The sequence below is a fragment of the Mycoplasmopsis felis genome (genome assembly GCF_034647055.2).
Lineage (GTDB): Bacteria > Bacillota_I > Bacilli_A > Mycoplasmatales > Metamycoplasmataceae > Mycoplasmopsis > Mycoplasmopsis felis.
Genome location: NZ_CP141047.2, coordinates 350,565 through 375,757, shown reverse-complemented (window position 1 = coordinate 375,757; position 25,193 = coordinate 350,565). Strand labels below are relative to the sequence as shown.

The following is a 25,193-nucleotide window of genomic DNA, read 5'->3' as shown; positions in this document are numbered from 1 at the left end:
CTTTTATTAATAGTTTGTATATAATCGTTTAAAGTTTTTTTGGTTTTTAAAAAAATAAGATACATAAATATCATTAAATGTAAATCCTAATTCAATAAAACTACCTAATGCTATTTCAAAAATTTGGTGAATTTGGTTCTTAATTAAACTAGTTTGATTTTCTTTAATGAAAATCATTAGTTTTGAAATTTCAATGAATAAGTTTTGAAATTGCTCATTAATATTATTGGAAATAACCTTAGGATTAATTATAGGTTCAACATCATATATATATGAAAGATTAATTAAAAAGTGCAATAAATCAGCAAATTCTTCTTTAATTTTTTCATTATCAACATTTTTATTCATCTTCCAGTATTTAAAACTTTGAACTTCATTAACGTATTCACCTGCTTCTATAATTAAAGCAAGAACGCGTTGGACTAAAACTTCTTGTTCTGTTAGATTTGGTTGTGTTATTTTTCTTTTTTCATCTATCTTTTTATCTAATTTTTTTTGAAGTTTAAATAGTGTTGTTAAATCCATATTAATATTATATATTACTTTTTTTATAAAAAATAAATTATCGCATAATGCGATAATTTAATTATTCATATTCATCATAACCAAAGTCTGTTTCATATGAATTTTCTGATTCAACTTGTTCATCATAAGTTATATCCATAACTTCATTTAAATCAACATCAGATAAAACATCAACTTCTTTATCCATAGGATTAGATGGGTCATATTTATTAGTGAAATATGATTTTGGATCACGAATATCATATTTACCTCTTAATTCGTAATTAGAATTAGTTCCAGCAGGTATTTTATGACCTAATATAATATTTTCCTTTAATCCTTCAAGTTTATCAGATCTATTTCCTACTGCTGAATTAACTAAAATTTTAGCTGTTTCTTGATATGAAGCTGCAGAAAGTCATGAATCTGATAGTAATGGTACTTGTTTAGCACCACGTATTTTGACTTCACCAAAAGCAGGTTTTTTACCTTCTCTTAGCAGTTTTCCATTTTCTCTTTGATATACAAAAGTATCTATTAGAGCACCATTAAAGAATTTAGAATCTCCAGGATCAGTTATCATAATTTTTGACAACAATTGTCTGATTATAATTTCTATATATTTATCAGAAATTGTAATTCCTTGCAATCTATAAAGTCTTTGTGTTTCTTTTAATAAATAATTTTGAACTGATCTAGCACCAGCTGTTTCTAATAATTCATTTAAGATAATAGGTCCTTCAAAAATCTTTTGTCCAGGGATAACATTATCTCCAATTTTAACTCTTTGTTTTTGTGAAAGTTTTCCTTGGTATGTTTCAATAGTTGTATCTTCTGAATTAGATACTTCTTTTTTAACTTTTACTTCTATATTATCACTTGTTTGACCATCTTTTGTTTTGATTTGTTCAATAGAAATTACAGTACCTTTGACTTTAGAAATAACAGCTGGTTTTCCTCATGGGAAATCATATGCATCAATTAATTCTATTAATCTACCAAAACCACCAGTAATATCTTCAACACCAGCAACCCCTCCTGTATGGAATGTACGCATAGTAAGTTGTGTTCCTGGTTCTCCTATTGACTGAGCTGCTATAACACCTACTGCTTCCCCAATACTTACAACTCTATTTGTTGCTAAGTCCTTACCATAACAATGTTTACATACACCATTTCTTGTATGACAAGATAAAATTGATCTAATGTCAACTACGTCAAGTTTCAGTTCATTAACTATTAAATCTGCGATACTTGGAGTTATTAATGTATTTGCTTTAACTACTATATTACCGTTTTTATCATATATGTTTGTATTTGTATATCTACCTTCAATTCTATCTCATAACGATTCAATGATTGTATTTGTTTTTGTATCTTTTATAGCTTTAACTTTAAATCCAAAGTCTGAACCACAATCTTCTTCTCTTACAACAATACCTTGACCTACATCTACTAATCTACGAGTTAAGTAACCTGATTTAGCTGTGTTTAAAGCAGTATCTGTTAATCCTTTACGAGCACCATGGGTTGATGAGTAAAATTCATAAGCAGTCAGACCCTCTAAGAAAGAAGATTTAACAGGAATTTCAATTGTTGAACGAACAACTCGATCGTTTTCAGCGTCAGCTTTTAAAACTTTAGTGTTGTTTGACATCAATCCACGCATACCTGCTAACTGTGTGAAGTTAGAAGCATTACCACGTGCACCAGAAGTCATCATCATAAATAAAGGATTATCAATATCTTGTTTTGTTATATTTTTTAAATCCTTTTCTATTTCTTCTTTAATTTTCGATCATGATTGAATTGTTAAATTATAACGTTCATCATCTGTTAAATATCCATTTGCAAAAAATTCTCACAATTTTTCAGTATGTTTATTACCTTTTTCTATTTTTTCTTTAGTTGATGGTAATGTAATAACATCATTCATTGAAATTGTTGTTCCTGATATTGTTGAATATTTAAATCCTAAGTCCTTAATTTTATCTAGAACACTTGAAACATAATTAGTATATTTAAATCAAACATTTTCTAATACATTTGTATAATCATCAATAGTTCATTCACCTTGATAATTTTGTTTTATGTATTTGTAAATTAGTTTTTCGAACTCTTCTTTAATAAAGTCATCTAATAATTCTACGTGCTCTAACGGAATTGGTTCGTTATTAAAATCTTTTAAATGTAAACAATCTTCATATTTAAAATCTCAATTAATTGAATTTGTATCATTAATAATCTTTGCCAAATCTTCCATGTTGATTATTGAAACATATTCTTCATATATTTTTCTTATTATCTTAGCGATATCTTTTTTGTTTAATGGATTATTTAATTCCATTCTATTGATAATTTCTTTAAAGTTATCTCCATAAGATAATGTATATCTTTCAATATCTTTAATTGAACTGTGTAAAATTTCTTTTTCTACAATATTTTGTGTTCCATCGTTATTCAATTTATAAGTTTTTTCAACGTATTTACCAAAAATAAATTCAAAATCTTTTGGTAAAACATTATTTAAGATAAATTTACCTACTGTAGAAATAATATATGGTTTTTTAACTCTCTTTGCTAATTTTGGTTTGTTAATTGAATCTAAAGGTAATACAACTCTTGAGTGTAATGTAACATAACCTCTTTCATACGCTAACATCATTTCATCAAAAGATGAGTAATAATTTCCCTCTCCTTTTGCATTACTTTTTTCTATAGTTAAATAGTATAAACCTAAAATCATGTCTTGTGATGGGTTAATGATAGGTTCGCCATCTTTAGGTCCTAAAATATTTTTAGAAGCTAGCATAAGCTCTTTTGCTTCTCTAACAGCAGCATCAGAAATAGGAACATGAACTGCCATCTGATCACCATCGAAGTCAGCATTAAACGCTGTTGTAGATAATGGATGTAATTTAATAGCTTTTCCACGGATTAAAACAGGATAAAATGCTTGAATAGATAAACGGTGTAAGGTAGGAGCACGATTTAATAATACAGGTCTTCCCTCTATTGCTTTTTCAACATAAGGTCAAATTTTTGAATCGAGTGATTCAATTAATTTTTTAGCTGTTTTAACGCTAGTTACTGTTTCTTCATTTTTGATTAACTCTTTAATTATTAAAGGCTCAAATAATTTTGCGGCCATATCACGCGGAATCCCTACTTCATACATTTTTAAGTTAGGTCCACCAACTATAACACTACGACCTGAATAATCAACACGTTTTCCAAGTAGGTTTTGACGGAATCTTCCTTTTTTACCTGCAAGAGCATCTGAAATTGATTTTAATGGTTGTCCGTCTTTTGATGAAACTGGATTAGGTTTTTTTCTTCCATTGTCAATAAGTGCATCAACTGCTTCTTGAATCATTCTAAATTCATTTTGCTTGATTAACATTGGTGCATCAGATTCTATTCATTTATTTAATCTGTTATTTCTAATAATAATTCTACGATATAGTTCATTAATGTCAGATGTTGAATGTCTTCCACCATCTAACTGAACAAGAGGTCTTAAATCAGCAGGAATAACAGGTAAGTTATAAATTAACATATCAGTTGGTTTTTGACCTGAACGAATGAATGAACTTATTATTGTTAATCTTTTATATAATTTAGATCTCTCAGTTATTTTAGAATTTGTATAGTTTTTTGGATCTGCTAGTTCTAGATTAATTGCATCTATTTCACTTTGAACTGCATCTCTTTCTTTTTCTAAATCAATATTTTCCAATAAGTATTCAATTGCTTTTGAACCTGTTCCAATTTTTGCTTTTGAATATTCTTCAATAATTTCATTATATAAGTAAAAGTCTATACCAAAAGCTTTTCCGTCTTCAGATTCTGCATATTCAATTAGTTCTTCTAGTGCTGCTTGTATATCTTCTTTTATTTCTGGATCATCATATTCTAAAGTAAGCATTTCTTCTAATACTTCTTGATATATTTTTGCAGCTTCATTAATATCTATAATAGTATTCTTTTTCAATGATTGAAGATTACCACTTTCTAAAACTATATGTGATTTATAGTATATTAACTTTTCTAAATCAGACTTAGTTACCTGTTTATTTGAATCATATACTCTTAAGCCAAGTAGTTTCGAAATAATGGAATGGTCTATTTTGAAAAATCAAAAATGCACCACAGGATTGTGTAATTTAATATGACCCATTCTACTTCTACGTGAAATTTTAGGTAAGATAACTGGTTTATATTTTTCACACTGAGGTAATTTGGTACAAATTGTATTTTCTTCTGTTTTTCTATATTTAGTATTACAAATAGGACATTTATAGTCAGTTACAGGACCAAAAATTAGTTCATCAAATAATCCATCTTTTTCAGGTTTATAAGTTTTGTAATTTATTGTTTCAGGTTTTTTTACTTCACCACAAGATCATTTTTCAACATCTTCTCTTGTAGCAAGAGAAAGTATAATTTTTTTGATACCTGTTGCTTTATCAAAATAATTTCTACTCATTCTCTCCTCCTATTGTATCTGCTTCAAACTGCAACATATCAAATTCAGTAAGTTGCTCTTCTTCATTGTTATTATTTGAAAATTCTAATTTTAATCCTAAACCTTTTAGTTCATAACTTAACACATTGAATGATTCAGGTGTCCCAGGAAAAGGTAAATCTTTCCCTGTTACAAGAGCACTATATAATGCATTTCTACCTAAAATATCATCAGATTTATAGGTAAGAATTTCTTGTAAAACATTAGTAGCACCATATGATTCTATAGCTCATGTTTCCATTTCACCAAATCTTTGACCACCATTTTGAGATTTTCCACCTAATGGTTGTTGTGTTATTAATGAATAAGGACCAACTGAACGACCATGCATTTTATCATCAACCATATGATTTAGTTTTAACATATACATAATACCAACTGAAATTGGTTTATCAAATTTATTACCTGTAATCGGATCGATGACTACTTGTTTACCAGATTTATCTAACCCTGCCTCAATCAGTGCATTCTCAATATCTGTTTTTTTAACTCCATCAAATGAAGGTGTAACAAATTTTTCACCTAATTTCTTAGCTGCCATCCCTAAGTGTAATTCTAGAATTTGACCAATATTCATACGTGAAGGTACACCTTGAGGATTTAACATTATATCTAATGGTGTTCCGTCTTCTAAATAAGGCATATCTTCTTCTGGCAAGACAATGGAAATAACACCTTTATTTCCATGACGACCTGCCATTTTATCACCAACTTTAATTTTTCTTTTTTGAGCAACTGAAACTTTTACTATTTTTTCAATTCCTTCATCTAATAAATCATTATTATCTCTTGATAAAACTTCAACATGAATTACTGTTCCACCATGACCATTTTTTACCTTTAATGATGTATCTTTAGTATTCGAAGAACGCACATTTAATATATTTTGTAATAATTTTTCTTCTTGAGAAGGATTTTCTTCAGCTTTAGGAGATGTACGACCTACTAGCACATCACCAGGTAAAACTTCAGATCCAACACGAACTATACCGTGGTCATCTAAGTGTCTTATTGAGTATTTTGATACTTGAGGAATATCTCTTGTTAAAGTGTCATTCCCTGCTCTAGAACTTCTAAATTGAATAATTTGCTCTTCAATATGTATAGAAGTAAAAACATCATCTTTGACTAAACGTTCATTAATAATAATAGCATCCTCGAAATTATAACCATTTCAAGTCGTAAAACCTACTAACACATTCTTACCTAATGCTAATTCACCATCTTTAAATGAAGAGCCATCAGTTAATAAATCGCCTGCTTCTACTTTTTGTCCTTTTTTAACTATAGGTCTTTGTTGAACAATGGTTCCCTGATTACTTCTTTCAAAGTTTCTCAATGAATACTTATCTGTAATACCTTTTACATTATCGCTTCCCGGTCTTTCAATATGTATTTTTGAACCATCTACATATGTAACAACCCCGGAATTTTTAGCAACTAAATTATATGATGAATATCTAGCAATATCACTTTCGATTCCTGTGGCAATTAAAGGTGCTTCAGTTTCTATTAACGGAACAGCTTGGCGTTGCATGTTTGAACCCATAAGAGCACGGTTAGCATCATCGTTTTCTAAGAATGGAATTCCTGCAGCTGCCAATGATACCATTTGTCTTGAAGAAACTTCTAGAAAATCAACATCCTCAGGTGAACCAATTAAATAGTTGTAGTCTCTTCTTATAGTTAAAGAAGGTGAAACTATTCTGTTAGATTCATCAACTTCAACAGAAGATTGAGCAAATGAATAACCTATTTCTTCTGATGCAGTTAAATATCTAAGATCTTCATAATCTATAACACCATTATTTACTTTGTAATATGGAGTTTTTAAAAAACCTAATTTGTCTACTTGAGCAAATGTCGCATAGTTCAAAATCAATCCGATGTTTAATCCTTCTGGAGTTTCTATTGGACAAATTCTTCCATAATGAGTTGAGTGAACATCACGAACTTCGAATTGAGCAGTATCACGACTTAAACCACCTGGCCCTAGCGATGTAACACGACGTTTGTTAGAAATTTCAGCTAACGGATTTATTTGATCCATAAATTGTGAAAGTTTTGAGGTATTGAAGAAAGACTTCATTTGGTTTGTTATTAATTTATTATTTGTAACATTTTTTGCAGTTACTTTACTTGCGTCTTTGGCTCCTATACGTTCAGAGGTTGTTTTAGCTAATTTTGTTAGTGAAATCATTAATTGTGATTCTAATAATTCACCAACAGAAACTATACGCTTATTAGTTAATGAATCTGGGTCATCATCCTGACCAACACCGTTTGTTAAATTGAAATAATAACTAATAGCTGCTATAATATCTGAAATCAATAAGTGCTCTTCAGTAGACCTTGGATCATTACCTATTACTATAACTGGAATTTCTGGTTTAGTTTCCATTCATTTTTTAGATGGATAAACTTTAATTTTAATTACTTTAATACGTTTCTTTAGTTCAGGATTGATTGCAGGATGATTTTTATCTACTTCTGGTTTATAAACTCTGTAATACACATGTTCTGGATTTACATCATCTAATTTTTCAGATGAACATACCTTATTATTGAATCAATCTTGAATTTCATTTGATTTTTTAAAGTCAATGAATGTTCCTTTTTCTAATAAAATATCACCTGCTTTGTTTTTTATGTCTTCTGCTAAATATGTATTAGTAATTCTATCTACTAATGACAATTTTTTATTTAACATATAACGACCTGTTTCGGAAAGGTTGTATCTTTTCTTATCAAATAACATTCCTGATAAAAGTGATTTTTTAGCTTCTTCTGTATCTCTATCACCTCTACGAATAATTTTAAAGATATCTTCTTGTGCTAAATTAATCATTTCTTCATGAGTTAATTCTTTATTACTTACTATTTTGTCTTTTTTAAGAGTTTCTTCTAATAAAGGATTATCACCAAACATTTTAGTCATTGACTTAGGTGTAAATCCGAATGAAACAAGAAATGTTGATAATGATATATTTTTGTTTTTATCAACCTTAACTTTAACTGTGTCAAGATTTGAAGAAGTGACTTTATGTGATAGTTCAAATCATGAACCCATTTTTGGTAGAATTTCTAATTTGTTGAATAAGTCATCAGATTGTTTGTTACGAACTCCGACCCCAAAATAAGCACCAGGAGATCTGATTAACTGACTTACTATAACTTTTTCAGAACCGTTTATTATGAAACTCCCCCCGGAAGTCATATAAGGTATTTCACCTAATAAAACAGTTTCATCCTTTAATTCCCCAGACTCAATGTTTTCAATTCTTAAGTCATAATAAATACGTGAACTAAAGTTCATTCCTTTAACTTTACATTTATTAATTTCTTCACCTTCACTAGTTATTTTTTTAAAAGGTAAATCTATTTTTAATGATGATTTAATATATTCGATTTTTATTTTACCTGCAGTAATAGGGTAAATTTCCATTAAAGATTTTTCAATCCCATTTTTCATAAAATCAGCAAAACTTTCTTTGCTTGTATTTAAAAGATCAAACAATGGCAATGATTTTTTTGTAATTGAATAATCACGTCTTATTGTTTTTGGTCCAAATTGGCGATATTTATATTTTTTTTGATCCATTTTTCCTCCAGATTATATTATTTTATATTTATATATATAAAATAGTGTTGTAATTATATCAATTTTCATGTTTTCTTTGAATAAAAGAAACATTAAAATAAATTAACTTTTAATGCTTTATTTTAGTTAAAAAAAAGATACAAAATCTTCTTTTTTAAATTTATTTTAATAAACAAATATACAATTTCTGTTAAGAAATATAGAATTATTGCAGGAAGAAAAATTGGTACAATTTTTCCGTATTCAGCAAATTTTTCATAAGATTTCACTAGTAAATATAAATTTATGTTTGCAAAAATCCCATATGTTATAACATTTCTAAATGTACCTTCAAATTCAAAAGCAATTAATGAAATAATTTCCTTGATATTTTTCATAATTAAAATATTTTTATAGATAAAAAATCTTGAATAACCTAAAGTAATTCAATGTTTAATTATACTGATATCCGTTTTATTGATAACTTCTGCAAACTGTTTGCTTAATGTCCTAAAAATTATTATGATTAAACTAGATAATAAAGCAAAATTAACATCACTAAAGGTACTAAATAATATGTAATAAACTATAACTGGAATTGTCTTTAACAAAGTTATAAAAAATCTAAATGGAAGAAATATATAAATACTAAATAATTTTTCACTCATAAATAACGAAATAAAAAAAGCAAATATAGAACCTATATATAAAGAAGTATAAGTTAACTTAAATACATCTAAATAAATCATATAAATACTTGGTTTGTTTAAGATATCACTAAAATCAGGATTCAAAAAACCTTTTAATCACAATCACAATAATTTTCAATTTGTTTGATAATCATATATATCAATCAAATTTCAAAACAGAAGAATTAACAATATTAAAAATAAAAAAAGATAAATTATTTTTTTATAATTATATTTCAGTGACTTGTTTGTGTTTATATTAACTTTATTAATTAAAATTCCTACAAATAAGTATTTGTTTAAAAGAAATAAAATTAATTCAAAAAACATAATAAAAATAACTATATAAAGTATTGAAATACTTAAAAATTCAAACTTTGTTTCATAATACTTGAACAAAAAACCTAATCCCACTATTCCTATTGAACCTAAAATGCTATTTCATCTCAAATTAGATTCAATTGACATCAAACTATGCATTATGAATTTATTTTTATTATTAATGACAATATGTAGTCAAAAACTTTTAAATCTTTTTTGCCCTAAATTTATATGTATTCAAAAGGATTTTGTATCAGAAGCTTCTATAATGTCACAAAAATATCTATGCATCCATAATCATGTGGAATAGAAAAATATAATTGTTGCTATTAGTTGTCCCTTAAAAATATTTGAAAATAATGTAATTGCAATTAATATAGGAAATGATCTTAGAAAGATTATTAAAACTCTTATTGTAAAAGAAATATAATTTTTCTTTCTTATATTTAAAACACTAAAATAACTTGTTATAAAGGCAAGGAATAAACCTAAAACAGAACCACTGAAAACTACTTTTATTGTAATTCATAAAAGTCTAAGGTTTATAATTCATAAATTTTCTTTAAATGAAGTTGAATCATCGCTTTGGAATTTAAATAAATTTGTAATATAGTTTAAAAATAAATTTAATCCATATGAAGAAAATTTAAAATTAAAACTATATAAAAAATAAAATAAAATCAATATAGAAAAAAGAAATAATATAAAAAAAGTTACTTTCTTTGTTTTTAGAATATTATTAAATTTATATCTAGTCAAAATAATCTATCAATTCTTTTATATTGTAATTTTCTTTTAAATATATACTTTTTATTTCATGATTTTTTATAGCTATAATTTTATCTGTATACTTAATAGCATCATTCAAATTATGAATAGAAATAATTATTATTTTCTCTTTTTTTAATTCTTGCAAATATTCGTAAACTTTTTGAGAATTTATATAATCTAAATTCGAAGTTATTTCATCACCTAATAAAATCTCAGTGTTATTAATTAAATTTATAATTAAAGAAAATCTTTGTTTTTGTCCTGTTGACAACTTATTTATGGGGGTAAAAATTAAATCTGTTAATTCAAAATAACTGCATAAATCAAAAATTTCTTCTTTTTGTTTTTTTGTAAAAATTTTAAAGGTCTTATAAAACCAATTTTTATATTTTTTATAAAATAGTTGAACATTTTTAAAAAAATCAAGATTCTCAATTAAATTAATCCCATCCTGAATATAAGAAATTTTATTCTTGTATTCTAAAATTTCTTTTTTACTTACTTTGTTGTTAATTAAAGTAGAATTATAAGTTACTTTCCCTGATTTAACAATATCAAAATCAAACAACGCTTTTAAAAGCGTTGTTTTTCCCGAACCACTTTTACCTATCAATCCTACTATTTCATTTTTTTGAAAAGTTATATTGATATTTTTTAAAACTATACTATTATCATATTTTAATGTTAAATCATTAAGTTTAATCATTATTTACCTAAAGTTTTGTTAATTACATCTCAAAATTCTGTTTCTTGATTTTGAATGTATCTATAATCATTAAAACCATGTTGAGAACCTCATATATCTTGATTATTTTTTCGTAAATTTTGCATTGCTAAACCAAAAATACGTATGATTCTATCTGGAATTCTATTACTAAATAAACCGACATTATAAGGTAAAACTTCCGTTGTAATAAAGTACTCTATTTTTTGATTTGATCTTTCACTTGAAAGTTCATATCTATCACTATTTGGTTTATATTTAGTATAAGAATAAGAACCCTCATTATCAAAGAAAATTCTTGAATCAATATAATTAGGCGTATTCATTTGTTTGAATTCACCTTGTTTTATTAGTCCTTTTGTTATTAAATCAGCAAAAGAAATAAATTTATTTCCAAAATGCTTTTTAAATAATGCTTCAGGTAAAATATATTTACTTCCCGAATTTGGTTTTCCGACTACTAATCCATATTTTAAGAATTCTTCGAGATTTTTATCCTCTCAAGCCTTTTTAATTAAATTTCTTTCTTCTTCAGAACCTAATATAACCATTACACCACGTTGATATGGAACATTTTTATTAGAATAAAATTCTGTATAGATAGAACCATTTCATTTATTTTTTTCTTCTCAAGTACTTCTTGGATATAAATGAAATAATTCATTTTCTTTTTGAGCTATTTTTCTTAAATCGTCATTTATACCATCTTGATATTGATTAATTTGATTATCTTTATTTTTAAAGTCATATTCAATATCACCCTTAAATTGTTTAGAAAGTGTTTGAATACCTACTTTTAAATTGTTTTTCTTAACCCTATCCTTATTATTTATTAAATATCCTGATGAGATAAATGCAAAATCGACATTTCCTTTTAAAATATCTATTGAATTTGTTTCATATGAATCATCATCACCTTTGAAGTTAATTTGAACTTTAAAATCACTTCCTAATTGTTGAATTTCATTATTTAATCTTTTTTCTAATTCTAGTTTAAAATCTGTTTCATTATTAAATTCACCAAAGATATAAGGTGCTAACATATTGATTTTTAATAGTTTGGTTTCTGTTTCTTTTTTGCAAGAAGTTAATGAAACAACAGAAATTAAAGGTAAACTCAAAAATAAAGAATTAAGTATTTTTTTTAATAACATTTTTTCCTTTCTTAAAAGACAAGAAAAAACGACTCACCACGCTAGCATTATCTAGTTCGGCTAATAAGAGTATTTCTCAACCTGCTTAAATGTAAAATAATAAAGCAAGTACCCCTGTCTTTGTTTATATTATACTAAAATATTAATTCATCTTCTTCTAATTGAGCATTTTTATTTTCTTGATTATTTATAAATTTCGTATATTCATTCATAAAAGACAAATTATAAATATTTTTATTCTCATAAAAAAATATTTCTCATTCTTTTTCAAAAAGAATATAATCTTCTTCAGTAAGCAATTCTGATTTTTCATTATAATATGATTCTTGCAATGTAATATCTAATTCTTCTAAAAGCAGTGACTTTGATTCGCTTATCTCTTTTTGTTCTTTTGATAAAAATTGAAAATACTTATAATTTTGTAAATTTAACTCGTTGGATAAAAAAATTTGATCAAATTTATTTAGCAATGTTTCTTCTTTATTATCTAATCATATATAAGGAATTTTTTTTCAATCAACTATATTATTTAAAATTCTCAAGAATTCTTTTTTATATTCTTGTTTTACTTCAGAATTAATTGTGTTTATTATAAAAAGAAAAGTGCTTTTATTTAAAAGAATATTTATAAAATTTAATTTAAGTGAAGTTAATTCAGAAATGTCCTCGAAAGATATTAAATCCAGCAAGGGTATTGATGATAATTTTATGATTCAAATTAGTTGATGTATTGTCGATATATTATTAACAACATTATTTGTTAGCACAAAGTTTGAAGTAGAATATTTATATAAAATAAAAATAATTCTAGTAATTCAAGAATTTTTCAAAAAGAACAAATAGTTTTCTATTGATTTCAATTCTTTGGTCTTTTTATTTTTATCACTTATTTTTGTGTTTTTATTAATTTTTTTGTTAATTAACATTATTTTTTTTATAAAATTATCTAAATTGTTTATTATTCTTTTCTTTTGAATTCTTTTCTTAAATAATGAATTATTATATAAGTTATGTTGTATTTTTCAATTCCATTTTAATTCTGCTGATACATCATTAATTCTTTTTTCTACTATATTTATATCATTATAAAAATCGTTATTTGAATTAAAATAAATTATGTTTTCACTTATTTTTTTATTTTCATTTTTTAACTTTCTTATATACTGTTTAATTTCAATTAATTTATCTTTATTAACATTAAAAACAGATGAAAAATAAGAACTAAATTCTGAATTAATTATTTTTTTTATATTTTTTATAAAAAAAGAAGAAACACTATTAATTTTAAAAGAAAACCTCATATAGTTTAATAATTGAGTTTTTTGTGTTATTAATGAATTTAAATATTCAATATCATTACTAGAAAACAAATATATTTTGTTTTTAATTTTTTTTAAATATTTAATCAAATATTTTTTTAAATAATAATTAATTATTAAGCCTTTATCTGAGATACCATTTTTTTTATTATAAGAAATTGTTTTATTAATCTTTAAAATATCAGAATTATGAGTTCTTATTAAATTCAAAAATATTAAATTTGTATTCTTTTTAACTTCCTTTATATATTTTTCCAAATATTTAATTTCAAATAAATTTGTTTTTTTTCTTATGTTATTTTTTACAAAAAAAAGAGACTTTTGATTTATTTCTTGAATATACTTGAATCTCATTTGGTTTAAATTTAAATCACTCTTAATAAAACTTCTTTCAGTTGATTTGTATTCATAATAAAAAGTTAAAATAAGATTTTCCAAAGAATATAGAAAATCGAATTGTTTTGTTAGTGTTTCATTAACATAATCAGTTAATAATTCATTAAAATTATCAATAGATTGTGCTAAGTCATTTTTTTTGTTGTTAAGTTTTGTTTGCAATTCAAAAAGAATTGGATTATATGACTCATTAGTTGAAATAAAATCATTAAAATGTTCGTTTAATAATTTATAAAGTCTATTTTTAAATGTTATGTCTTCATTTTTTAGAATTCAGTTTAATTTTTCAAAAAAACCTTCATCATAAATCTTATTTTCATTAATTTTATTAAATAAGGTATTTAAATTTATTTCTTTGTTATTGTTTAAATAGAAATTTAAATTATCATTTAGGTTAAATATTTTTACACCGTTGTTTTTGCTATTTTTAATTGACTTAATTAAGTTATTATTGTCAAAAAAATGAAGAACTCAATCATTATTAAATGTAGAAAAATCAATATTTTCTTTTTGCAACAAAAATAAGTTTTTATAGTTAGTTATTTTACCAAAATTATTTTTACTGTCATTAATGTTTAATTTGCTATCTTTTAAAAAATTATTATTAGTAAATAAGAAGTTTTGTGTTTTCATAATATTTAATATGATAATTTATTGTTTTTATTAATTAATTTAGAAACGATTGAATATGTATAAAAGATAACAAATGTATTAAATCAAATTTTAATAGGACCAGATAAAACGTGTTGTGAAATTCAAACAAAAATGTCTTTTGTTTGTCCATTCCCTAATGAAATTAAATCAGCAAACGAAAGAATAGGAATATTAACCAATTCTAAAAATGAGCAAAACACAACAATCGGAACTAACTTTAAGTATGTTTCTGTTTTAAATCTAAAACGAGAATAAACTAAAAAACACATCATCATCACTGTTCCTGAACACATTAAACCTATCAATGCATATCTGTTTCTTATTAAACCATCTTGAATTGCATATTCTGGTGCTATCATTATAAATCAAGATATAGTTGAAATAACAATTACTAATAATAATAAACCTACAAACAAGTAAATATTACTTAAGGTATTATATGTAGTTAAGTCATTTATATATTTCTTTTTATTATTTAAAGAAATTATTTTATTAGCTATTTTATTCATTTTACTATACTGATTATTAGACTTCAATATTTTATATTTAATAATGTACAAATTAATTTTTTGTCCGATTCTTTGAATTCTAAAATCTTTACTAAATGCAGTTTTGATTATTTGATTAAAATACATACCAAATAGTCCGGCTATTAAGCCGTTTACTGCTGTTGCCAATGTATAAACTAAATTATAACCAGCAGGTGGAATAAATAATAAGGATAAAAAATCACTAACTATTCCTACAAATATACCTATAATAGGACCAAAAATAAAACCAGTTATTTTAACAGGTAAACCGATAAATGAAAACTTATATGTAGGCAAGTTAACAATAGGAACTATTTGTGCTACAACTATTGTAAAACTAACTGAAATAGCAATCAATATACCTACTAAAACCATATTCTTAATAGTTCATTTAGGAAATAAAGATATTTCTTTTCAAATATTGTTATTCTTTACCTTATATAATATTTTTTTCATAGTTTAATTTTATAATAATATGAGAATTTAATAATAAAAATAAATTTAGTTCAAATAAATAGAAATTACTTTTGCTTTCTTTTTAAAAGAATATTATGGTTTGTATTTTTATATTTGAATAAATTAAGTAATTCTTCTAAGTTATTTTCATTTATTGATTCTGTTGGTTGGATTTGTTGTTCATCTATGTTTTTAAAGAAATCTTCTATTTGACTGTATTTTATAAAATGAATATTTGAATTTAAGGTATTTTGTTGAATTTGAATTTCTGTTTCATCTGATATAACGAATAAAGAAAAATACAAAATCTCTTTATTCAACTTATTTAATAAATAGTTAACATTATTTTGATTTTCTAAAATAAAATTCTTAATAATTTTTTTCTTATGTGGTTTTTTATTATCGTTAAAATAAAATTTCTCTGAAACAGAATCACCTGTTATTATTCCTGTTAATGATAAGATTTCAACAAAAATAATAAAAGATTCTGTTATTAGTAAATTTATATTTTGTATATTCTTCTTTTTGCCTTTAAAATATAGATTTTCTTTAATTAAATATTTTTGGTTTAAAGATGTTTTTATTTTAGAGATCACTTCTTCTTTAAATAAGAAATTTTTAGTTAGTTCTTTTTGTTTTATGTGTTTTTTAATTAACAATAAAATTGATGATAAACATGTTATACATAAAAATAAAACTATAAAGAAAATAGTTAATATAAAATGATCTTTTTGTTCCATATAATCCTTAATAATAAATAAAATAAAATTGAACTTATTTTTGTTCAATTTTATTTACTGGTGTTGTTTTGCTTAATTTTTCCATATGTTCTGATTTATAGTTTTTATATGAGATAACTTTAATAATAAACGGATTGATTCATCTTTGAGTTATTCCTTGAACAAATAAATAAAACACTGGTGCTAAAATACCTCCAAGCATTAATGAAATGGTAGCTGAAACTACTGAGTTGTAATATAATTTTGCACCATCAAAATTTGCTTCAGATGAAAACATACCAACTATTTTTTTTATTTGTTCTGTTCCATTAGATAAATCTTCAAATACTAAAAGTGGTAATTGTTGTGCTAATCCTCTAAATGGATTTATAGCAGCCGAACCACCTAGTATACCCATTCAAACGCTCATTGAAATAATGAACATAATAAATAAATCACGATATTTTCCATTTATATTAGGAGAAAAAATCGGAAATAATAAAACCGCTGTCATAACTAATTCTATAAAAAATATTCAAGTAGAACCACTTAATAAAGCAGATTGAGAGTTAGAAACACCCTGGAAGTCTGGAAAGGCTTTTTTAGCAGCTGTTATTGCATCAAATGGAAGATTTGAAAAATACCCAACATGATTTTCGTTTGTTAATTTTCCTACTCCGTAAATTATGGCACCAGCTGTTATTGCACCCAATAATTGAATAAAAATTTTATAAACTACATATCATCCTGTTTGACTACCATTTAAATATCTAAAGAAACTAACAGTCGGGTTTAAATCACAACTTCATCTTAAGAAAATAAATAAAACTAATCCTACAGCTATAAAACCTGCATAAAATCCAACTATGATGTTATGAATTAAATATTCTTCTATTCTAAATATATGCCCATCTGATACTTTAATTATTGTACTTAAACCTGCTAATAATAATGATAATAATATTGTACCAACATATTCTGAAATACCATGAATTACTCAAGTTTTAACATCTTTTGGTTTTTCAGAATTTATTCTATCTGTTTTTTTTAACTTAAAAAAACTAAAAATACTTGTTTTTTCTTCATTTATGTTTTGATTAACCATTTTTGATTTTTCCATTTTCCATTACAAATAAAGCATTTGTAAAATCTCCATTTTGTGCTGCATCTGCATTTTCTAATGTAGTTTTAGCGATTTGTGTTAATGCTAAATCAGTCAAGAAAGCTTGATGCGATGTTATGATTACATTATCCATTTCAATTAGTTCTTTTCAATCAGGATCGATTTGTTTTAAATCATCTATTCTTGAAGAAACATCTTCATAAAATCTTCCTTCTTCTCTTTCGAGAACATCAGTTGCTAAACCACGAATTTTACCTGATTTCAATCCTTTAATAACTGCTTTAATATCTAATATTTCACCTCTTGCTGTATTTATAATAATTACATCTTGTTTCATCTGAGTAATGGCTGCTTCATTAATTAAATATTTAGTCGAAGCAAATAAAGGACAATGTATTGATATAAAATCACTTTTGTTTAATAATTCAGTCAAACTAACGAATTCTATTCCTAATTGATTTGCTAAGTCAGGGAAATTTTCTTGAGCAAATGAGTCATAAACTAAAACTCTTGCACCTGTTGCTTTTGCAATTCTAATAAATGTTTGTCCTATTTTTCCTGAGCCTATAACACCGATAACTGAATTACCTATACATTTACCATCTAAGCCATTTAATGAAAAGTTATATTCTTTTACTCTTTTATTTGCTATTAATAAATTTCTATTTAATAATGATAAACCTGCAAATGCAAATTCACCTATACTTTCAGCTGAATAGTTAAAGATTCTAAACACTTGAATTCCTAATTCATTTGCCTTTTTAACATCTATTTTGTTATATCCCATCGATCTTTGGAATCAATATTTGACACCTAATTTAGATAAAACTTCCAAAATTATTTTGTCTCCATATGTGTTAACAAAACCACAAATAGCATCATAACCTTTTGCTAAATGAGCAGTGCTTAGGTTTAAATTTTCCTTAAAAAATGTAATTTCATGTCTGTTATTATTGTATTCATTGAAGTATTTAATATCATAATCCTTAGCATCAAAAAACGCTATTTTCATTTTTACTCCCTTTATAAATATTATATAAATTCAAAAGTGTAAAAATTATACAACATTTTTTTATTTTTAAAGCTAATAATTAAAGTTATAAATAAACTAAAAAAGTGTTATATTTTAGTAATAAATAAGTTTTTTTATATATAAATTTTGTATGAAAGATATTATTTTATTACTTAGTTATAAATACAAAGGTAATCAATATGAGATTTATAAAAATCTAAAAAAAGGAATTCAATTAGACAAAAAACAAATAAAAGAAATAAAAGATGGTTTGAATAAAAAAGATATAAATTTTATTAGTATAATAGATGAAAGTTTTCCTAAAGAGTTCTATGAAATGAAAGAATGTTTATTTGGTTTTTTTTATAAGGGTAATTATAAACTGATGCAAAATAATTCAAAATTTTACATAATTAATGAAATTTGAGATGAATATACTTCTAAAATAATCAAAAATTCTCTGAATCAGCTTGTTCAAAATTCTGTTTTAATAACTAATAATTATAAGAAAACTGAAAATCAGTTTATTAAATTGTTTAGAACTTTAGGGGGTAAAATAATACATATAGCAAAAGAGGGATTAGATACATTTGATTTTAGTGAAATTAATTTAGAAAACGAGTTAGTTATAAGTCAATATCCATTAAACAATCATCCAAAAATAGATTTTTTCAAATATTCTAATTATGTTAGTGCTACTTTGTCTAAAACTTTAATTTCCTTTTCAATGAAAAATAATTCAAAAGCTAATCATTTAATTAATTCATTTTTAAATATTGGAAAAGATATATATTGTTTTCCGGGAAATGGAATTGATAATGAAAATAATAAATTGATAGAATCTGGAGCTAATATGATTTTGGGAGTTTCTAAAGTAATTAATATTTAACAAAAATCTATTTTCAATTACATTTTATATAAAAAACAAAACAACATTGTGTAAATTATTTTTACTCAGTATTGTTTTGTTTTTTTAGTTTTGATTTAGTTTTTTTCAGGATAAACTGAAACATACTTTCTATTTTTTTTGTTTTCAAACTTTACATAACCATTAATTTTAGTAAATAATGTATAATCTGTTCCTAGACCAACATTTGTCCCCGGGTGAACTTTTGTTCCACGTTGTCTGTAAATGATTGATCCTGCTTTTGCAAATTGTCCGTCACTTAATTTAATACCTAAACGTTTAGAATGTGAATCACGACCATTTCTGGTAGACCCACCAGCTTTTGTTTTTGCCATCTTCTAATTATCCTTTAATTGACTCGATTTTTACACGTGTATATGGTTGACGGTGTCCTAATTTTCTTTTATGGGTAGACTTAGCATTGTGACGATACACTACTATTTTTTTTGCCTTACCTTGTTTTTCAATTATACCTGTTACTAAAGCATTTTTTAAATATGGTTGTCCTATTTTAGAATCTACTAGTAGAACTTTGTCGAAATTAACTTTTGTTCCTACTTCACCTTCGATTTTTTCAATAAAAATAGTTTGACCTTCTCTTACTAAAAGTTGTTTCCCACCTGTTTCAATTATTGCTAACATGCAACTCCTTAATAAAGTGGCTCGTCTTTAAGGTGAGTAAATATACTTCTTAATAAACCTTTTTAGAACGGTTACTCAAAGGTAACATTGTAATTATATCAAAAAAGTTATATTACACTAAAATATAGTTATATTATTTTTTGATGAATTTGAACTCTTTGTTTCGTAATTTCATTTATATGTATTTGTCTTGTCTTTGATTTCACCTGATGAAGAAAAAGCTGATTTTAATAACCCTACTATTGATGAAAGACTTGATACAAGTAATGAAATACCTGAAAGCATAGAAGTAAATGCAAAACCTACATTTGTATTTTTTAAATCTTCTTCTTTTATCTCTTTTAATTTATTTAATTTCATTTTAGACCTCCATTAAGTAAATTACTTTTTTAAACAGATAAACTAAAAGTTAACTAATGTTCAACAAATTCTGTATTAAATTTACCTATAACTTTGTTTATTGTAGAAATAGAAATTCAAATATTAGAATCTATTAGTTTTAAGTCATATAAAATATTTGGAGTTTCTAGCAATAACATTACTGTTTCAATTTTAACTGATTGTTTATTTGTATAACCCGATTTATATCTTTCTATTCTATAAGAATGTCAATAATTAATTAATTTAAAATATGCTAATATTTTCTGAGGGTCACTACTAATTATTGTTAAAGAAACTTTTTTATATTTTGGATAAATTAAATCAATAAATAAATTAACTACTAATATATATAAAAATGTGGTTAGTTCTCTCATTCCAAAATATATTTTAGAATGATTGTGTTTATTTTTTAGTCATTCAAATCTTTCCATTATTTCAGTATCACTATTTAAATTAACACCATTATAACTTGGTGAATTTAATAATTTGAATTTTTCTTCATTTAATAAAGAAAATGGATTGACTGGTTCTTCATATAAATAGTTTGGCTTAATGAATGAAAATATAAAAAGAAATAAGATTGCTGAACAAACACCAATGATAGATAAAATGTGACCAATGCTCTTTTTAGACTTCATAGAGAAATAATATGCAATAATATCAGTTCCACCAGTTGAACCACCGGCTTTTCAAGATAAAGATATTCCGAATGCTATAAATAATGCACCTACTATTGAATAAATAATATCACTTCAATTTGTATATGGTTTATATGAATCAGTAAATGTTATAAATTCATTTATTGATTGTGAAATAATCTTAGATGTGAAAAAGAAATTAGTAATTATTTGACATACCATAAAACATAGTGTCAAGATAACAAAACTTCGTTTTATTCTTCAACCAAATATTAAAAATAATGGTATATTACATGCTAGATAAATTAAAGCAAAATATGGTTTTATAACAGGGAATGAATATTGTAATAATGTAGGAATTCCTGTTACTCCTGATGGAATTGTTTCTGCTCTATTCAAAAATACTTGAATGCCTGCATTAAAAATAAATGCTGCTATAAATATTAGTATGATCTTTTTTCAATATCTTTTAACTATATTTTTAAGAGATATTGATGCATCCTTATTGTTTAAAAGATGTTTTCCCATTTTATACTTAATTTTTTCACTTCTTTCTTGAACTGCTAAATTACTTAATTCGTCTTTTGATAATTCATTGTTATTTAGTTCTAGATTTAAAGAATTTCCTGTTTTACAATAATTTTTATAACACATTAGATTTTTTTGGTCTTTTTTTGTTGACTTCTTTAAATTTAAATCTTCTTTTTTTATTTCTTTAGGTAACATAATATAAATTTTATATTTTTTCTTGATTTACAAAATTAATAATTTAATTTTAAAAAAATAATAGGAATTAAGATTCCTATTATTTAGTTTATAAAATTGAATTTTGGTATCTTTTTAGATTATTAACTTTTAGTTTAGGAAGAAATGATGTTCCTATAACACCAAAAATACCTATAAAAATACAGACATCAGCAAAATTAAAAGTACCTAATGTTTTTTTAAATAAATATTCTAAAAAAGGAATATAAAAGACATCTTTGACATAACCATTGAAAATAAAACGATCTAGCATATTACCTAAATCACCCGATAATATAAAACCAATAAACAATCCTTGCAATAAGTGTCTTTTATTAACAAAAAAACCATAAAATAAAATTACAAAAAATAAGATAATGCTAAAAAATTGAATAAGAGTTGTATTTCTTGTTTTAGTAAAAGTAACTCCACCATGTCAGATGCTTCTTATGCCTAAAATTTGAAAATCTTTTCAATCAGAAGAATCAGGATAAATAGATTCAGCGGATATATAATGACCATTATTGAGTTTTACTTGATCTATATCATTTAATGTTTTAATATCACCATGTAAAAATAATAAGTTTTTTGTCAATTGGTCTATCATTAATAAAATAAGAAGAGTTATAAATATAGTTATATATATCTGAATAATTTTAATTTTATTAGATTTAATATATTTAAGAGCTCAAATAATTTTTTTATTCATTTGTTTCCGGTGATTGAATTATGTTATAGCAATTTAAACATAATTCGTTTTTAATTTCAATTTCTTCAAAATGATTTCAACATCTTTGACATTTCATAGATTCAAAAGGACTTACTTTTAATTCATTACTTGGTGTTATTTTCCCAACCATTAATAATGTTTTTAAATCTAAAGTTTGTATTAATTCATTTTGTTTTGGTAAAAATAATTCTAGTTCATTAGAACGTTTTACTTCATTATTTTTAATTGAATTTTCTATTAAAATATTAACTTTAGACCTCAAATCAAAGAATTCTTGATATGATTGTAATATATTAGAATCATATAAAATATCTTTTAATTCAGGTAGTGTTTCTAACATTACTGATTCTTGTTTGTTTTCTAAATTAAAAAATGAATATGCTTCTTCAGTTGTTGTTGGAATAATTGGTGTTAATGATACTATTAAGAATTTTGTTATTTCATACATATTTGTTAAAACCATCATTCTTTCTGTGTCATTTTTTTGACGAACGTATAAAATGTCCTTTGTTATTGATAAATAAAAACTAGATAATTCAACTATGTAATTACTTATATATTTAATTACATTAATAAATTTATATTCATCATACGATTTAATAACATTATATTTCAACTCATTTAATTGTTCTTGTATAAATAAGTGAATTCCTGTTCTTTTAAAGTGTGGATTGTATTTAAAATCATTTAAATTACCTAATAAAAACTTTAAAGTATTTCTAATTTTTCTGTAAATTTCAGAATTTTGTTCAATAATTTCGTTTGAAATAGAAACATCAGAAGTGTATTCTGAATTAGCAACTCACATCCTTAAAATATCTGCACCTTGTTTTTGAATAATTTGTAATGGATCTACAACGTTTCCTTTTGATTTAGACATTTTTTCACCTTTTTTATCTACAACAAAACCATGCGAAATTAGGTTTTTATAAGGTGTTTGTTTGGTATAAGCAACTGAATTAATTATTGAGGAGTTAAATCACCCTCTATATTGATCACTACCTTCTAAATATAAATCATATGGTGCTTTTGAAACTCCATCAATATCACAAGCTATGCTTGAAACACCAGAATCAAATCAAACATCCATAATGTCTGTTTCTTTTTTAAATCCTTTTTCTCTATATTTAATAGGTAATAAATCATTTACATCTTTTTCTCATCATATATCAGTTCCATATTCAGATACTAAATTTATTACATAATCAAATATTTCTTCTTCTATAACAGGATTATTGTCTTTGTCATAAAATACAATAATAGGAACCCCTCAAGATCTTTGACGTGATATAGTTCAATCACTTCTGTTTTGTATCATACTATACAATCTTTTTTTAGGTCATTCAGGATATGTTATTACATTATTTTCTATTTCTTTTAATATTTTGTCTCTTATTTTATCAATTGAAACAAATCATTGAGGTGTTCCTCTAAAGATAATTGGTTTATGAGTTCTTCAATCATGTGGATATGAATGTTTAAATCTTTCAAAATATATTAATTTGTCACCTAGAAATAATGATATTTCTTTGTTAGCATCATCATAAAACATTCCATCAAATTTTGTTTTTGTATTATATATATTTCCATTATCTGAAATATGCATAATTTTTTCTAGATTATTTTTTTGTCCTATTAAATAATCATCTTCTCCAAACATAGGTGCAATATGAACTAAACCGGTTCCTGATTCTGTTGTAACGTGATGCCCTAAAACAACAGGTGCAATAAAATCTAATATAGGTGTTTTATATTTGACTTTATCAACAATTTCTTTACCATAAAATTTATCTAATATTTCATAACCATTTAAATTAGTTTTGTTTATAAAACTATTTAATAATTCAGAAGCTATAATATAAAATTTATCATTGATTTTAATACGTAAATACTCTATTTCCGAACCAACTGCAACTCCTGCATTAGCAATTAGTGTTCAAGGTGTTGTTGTTCATATTAAGAGATGGTCATTTATATTTATTTTTTCAAAGTTTGATTCAATAATTTTAAAAGCAACATAGATGGATGGAGAAACTATGTCTTTATATTCTACTTCTGATTCAGCTAATGCACTTTGGGAACTTGGAGATCAAAAAACAGGTTTTAATCCTTTGTAAACCAAACCATCCATTAACATTTTCTTTAGAACTTTTAATTGATGTACTTCATAGTTTTTATCAAGTGTAATGTAATATTTATCAAAATTAGTAAATAATTGAAGTAATTTAAATTGTTCTTTTTGAATTTCAACTTGTTCTTTAGCATACTTTGCTGCTTTTTTTCTTAATAATAATGGATCTATTTCATCTTTTGAAATATTTAATTCTGTTAACATTTTATGTTCAATTGGTAATCCATGTGTATCTCACCCTAAAACAAAAGGTGAATAAAAACCTTTTAATGATTTATATCTAACAATTATATCTTTTAAAATTTTATTTGATGCATGTCCCACATGAATATTTCCATTTGCATATGGTGGACCATCATGTAATATAAATTTTTTATTTCCTTTATTTTTTTGAAGTACTTTTTTATATATATTATTAACAGTTCAAAAATCTCTAAATTTAGGTTCTTTTAAAACTAAATTAGCTCTCATTTCATATTCAGTTAATGGCATATTAAGTGTTTTTTTGTAATCCATGTTTTCTCCTTTTTTAATTTTATT

The 25,193-nt window shown here is 24.4% G+C and carries 18 protein-coding genes; 1 reads left to right on the top strand and 17 read right to left on the bottom strand.

Annotation, left to right across the window (positions count from 1 at the left end; translation table 4 throughout):
- Window positions 1–6: 6 nt before the first annotated feature.
- From RRG59_RS01710 to RRG59_RS01660, 11 genes are all read right to left on the bottom strand, one after another.
- Window positions 7–525, bottom strand: a complete 519-nt coding sequence (locus RRG59_RS01710) for a dUTP diphosphatase (protein WP_036430306.1) — start codon at window positions 523–525, stop codon at window positions 7–9.
- Between the two features lie 61 nt (window positions 526–586).
- Window positions 587–4,993 carry a DNA-directed RNA polymerase subunit beta' gene (locus RRG59_RS01705; protein WP_322902654.1) on the bottom strand — a complete coding sequence of 1,469 codons (4,407 nt, stop codon included), beginning with the start codon at window positions 4,991–4,993 and terminating at the stop codon, window positions 587–589.
- On the bottom strand, window positions 4,986–8,633 hold the full coding sequence (rpoB, locus tag RRG59_RS01700) for a DNA-directed RNA polymerase subunit beta (protein WP_322902653.1): 3,648 nt from the start codon (window positions 8,631–8,633) through the stop codon (window positions 4,986–4,988). Before rpoB ends, RRG59_RS01705 begins: the two co-directional genes overlap by 8 nt.
- Window positions 8,634–8,755: 122 nt before the next feature.
- Window positions 8,756–9,781 carry a hypothetical protein gene (locus tag RRG59_RS01695; protein ID WP_322902651.1) on the bottom strand — a complete coding sequence of 342 codons (1,026 nt, stop codon included), beginning with the start codon at window positions 9,779–9,781 and terminating at the stop codon, window positions 8,756–8,758.
- A gap of 592 nt (window positions 9,782–10,373) precedes the next feature.
- Window positions 10,374–11,099 (bottom strand): ATP-binding cassette domain-containing protein, encoded by a 726-nt coding sequence (locus RRG59_RS01690; protein WP_322900698.1) that lies wholly within the window; start codon window positions 11,097–11,099, stop codon window positions 10,374–10,376.
- Window positions 11,099–12,271, bottom strand: coding sequence for an ABC transporter thiamine pyrophosphate-binding lipoprotein p37/Cypl (gene cypl, locus RRG59_RS01685; RefSeq protein ID WP_322900697.1), 1,173 nt, complete (start codon window positions 12,269–12,271; stop codon window positions 11,099–11,101). Before cypl ends, RRG59_RS01690 begins: the two co-directional genes overlap by 1 nt.
- Window positions 12,272–12,405: 134 nt before the next feature.
- Window positions 12,406–14,619, bottom strand: a complete 2,214-nt coding sequence (locus RRG59_RS01680; RefSeq protein WP_322902650.1) for an RNA polymerase beta'' subunit family protein — start codon at window positions 14,617–14,619, stop codon at window positions 12,406–12,408.
- 5 nt (window positions 14,620–14,624) lie between these two features.
- Window positions 14,625–15,626 (bottom strand): ECF transporter S component, encoded by a 1,002-nt coding sequence (locus RRG59_RS01675; protein ID WP_036430312.1) that lies wholly within the window; start codon window positions 15,624–15,626, stop codon window positions 14,625–14,627.
- A 65-nt stretch (window positions 15,627–15,691) separates the two neighbouring features.
- On the bottom strand, window positions 15,692–16,366 hold the full coding sequence (locus RRG59_RS01670; protein ID WP_322900695.1) for an NERD domain-containing protein: 675 nt from the start codon (window positions 16,364–16,366) through the stop codon (window positions 15,692–15,694).
- Window positions 16,367–16,400: 34 nt separating this feature from the next.
- Entirely contained in the window at window positions 16,401–17,465 is a 1,065-nt protein-coding gene (locus RRG59_RS01665; protein WP_322900694.1) for an aquaporin, read from the bottom strand.
- Window positions 17,443–18,480, bottom strand: a complete 1,038-nt coding sequence (locus RRG59_RS01660) for an NAD(P)-dependent oxidoreductase (protein WP_161552987.1) — start codon at window positions 18,478–18,480, stop codon at window positions 17,443–17,445. The genes RRG59_RS01665 and RRG59_RS01660 overlap by 23 nt, the downstream gene beginning before the upstream one ends.
- A gap of 151 nt (window positions 18,481–18,631) precedes the next feature.
- Here RRG59_RS01660 and RRG59_RS01655 point away from each other — a divergent pair, with 151 nt between their 5' ends.
- The gene (locus RRG59_RS01655; RefSeq protein WP_322902648.1) at window positions 18,632–19,369 is read left to right on the top strand and encodes a DNA-processing protein DprA; all 738 of its coding nucleotides are present in this window, start codon (window positions 18,632–18,634) and stop codon (window positions 19,367–19,369) included.
- 95 nt (window positions 19,370–19,464) lie between these two features.
- Here the strand turns inward: RRG59_RS01655 and rpmA are convergent, their stop codons facing one another.
- The 6 genes from rpmA to ileS form a co-directional block, all read right to left on the bottom strand.
- Entirely contained in the window at window positions 19,465–19,722 is a 258-nt protein-coding gene (rpmA, locus tag RRG59_RS01650; RefSeq protein WP_322902646.1) for a 50S ribosomal protein L27, read from the bottom strand.
- 7 nt (window positions 19,723–19,729) lie between these two features.
- Window positions 19,730–20,029 carry a 50S ribosomal protein L21 gene (rplU, locus tag RRG59_RS01645; RefSeq protein WP_263319276.1) on the bottom strand — a complete coding sequence of 100 codons (300 nt, stop codon included), beginning with the start codon at window positions 20,027–20,029 and terminating at the stop codon, window positions 19,730–19,732.
- Between the two features lie 117 nt (window positions 20,030–20,146).
- Window positions 20,147–20,389 (bottom strand): hypothetical protein, encoded by a 243-nt coding sequence (locus RRG59_RS01640; protein WP_322900691.1) that lies wholly within the window; start codon window positions 20,387–20,389, stop codon window positions 20,147–20,149.
- 53 nt (window positions 20,390–20,442) lie between these two features.
- Complete coding sequence (locus tag RRG59_RS01635) at window positions 20,443–21,774, bottom strand: YitT family protein (protein ID WP_322902645.1); 1,332 nt, start codon at window positions 21,772–21,774, stop codon at window positions 20,443–20,445.
- A gap of 88 nt (window positions 21,775–21,862) precedes the next feature.
- Complete coding sequence (locus RRG59_RS01630; RefSeq protein WP_322902644.1) at window positions 21,863–22,399, bottom strand: signal peptidase II; 537 nt, start codon at window positions 22,397–22,399, stop codon at window positions 21,863–21,865.
- A gap of 94 nt (window positions 22,400–22,493) precedes the next feature.
- Window positions 22,494–25,169, bottom strand: coding sequence for an isoleucine--tRNA ligase (gene ileS, locus RRG59_RS01625; RefSeq protein WP_322902642.1), 2,676 nt, complete (start codon window positions 25,167–25,169; stop codon window positions 22,494–22,496).
- Between the last annotated feature and the right edge of the window lie 24 nt (window positions 25,170–25,193).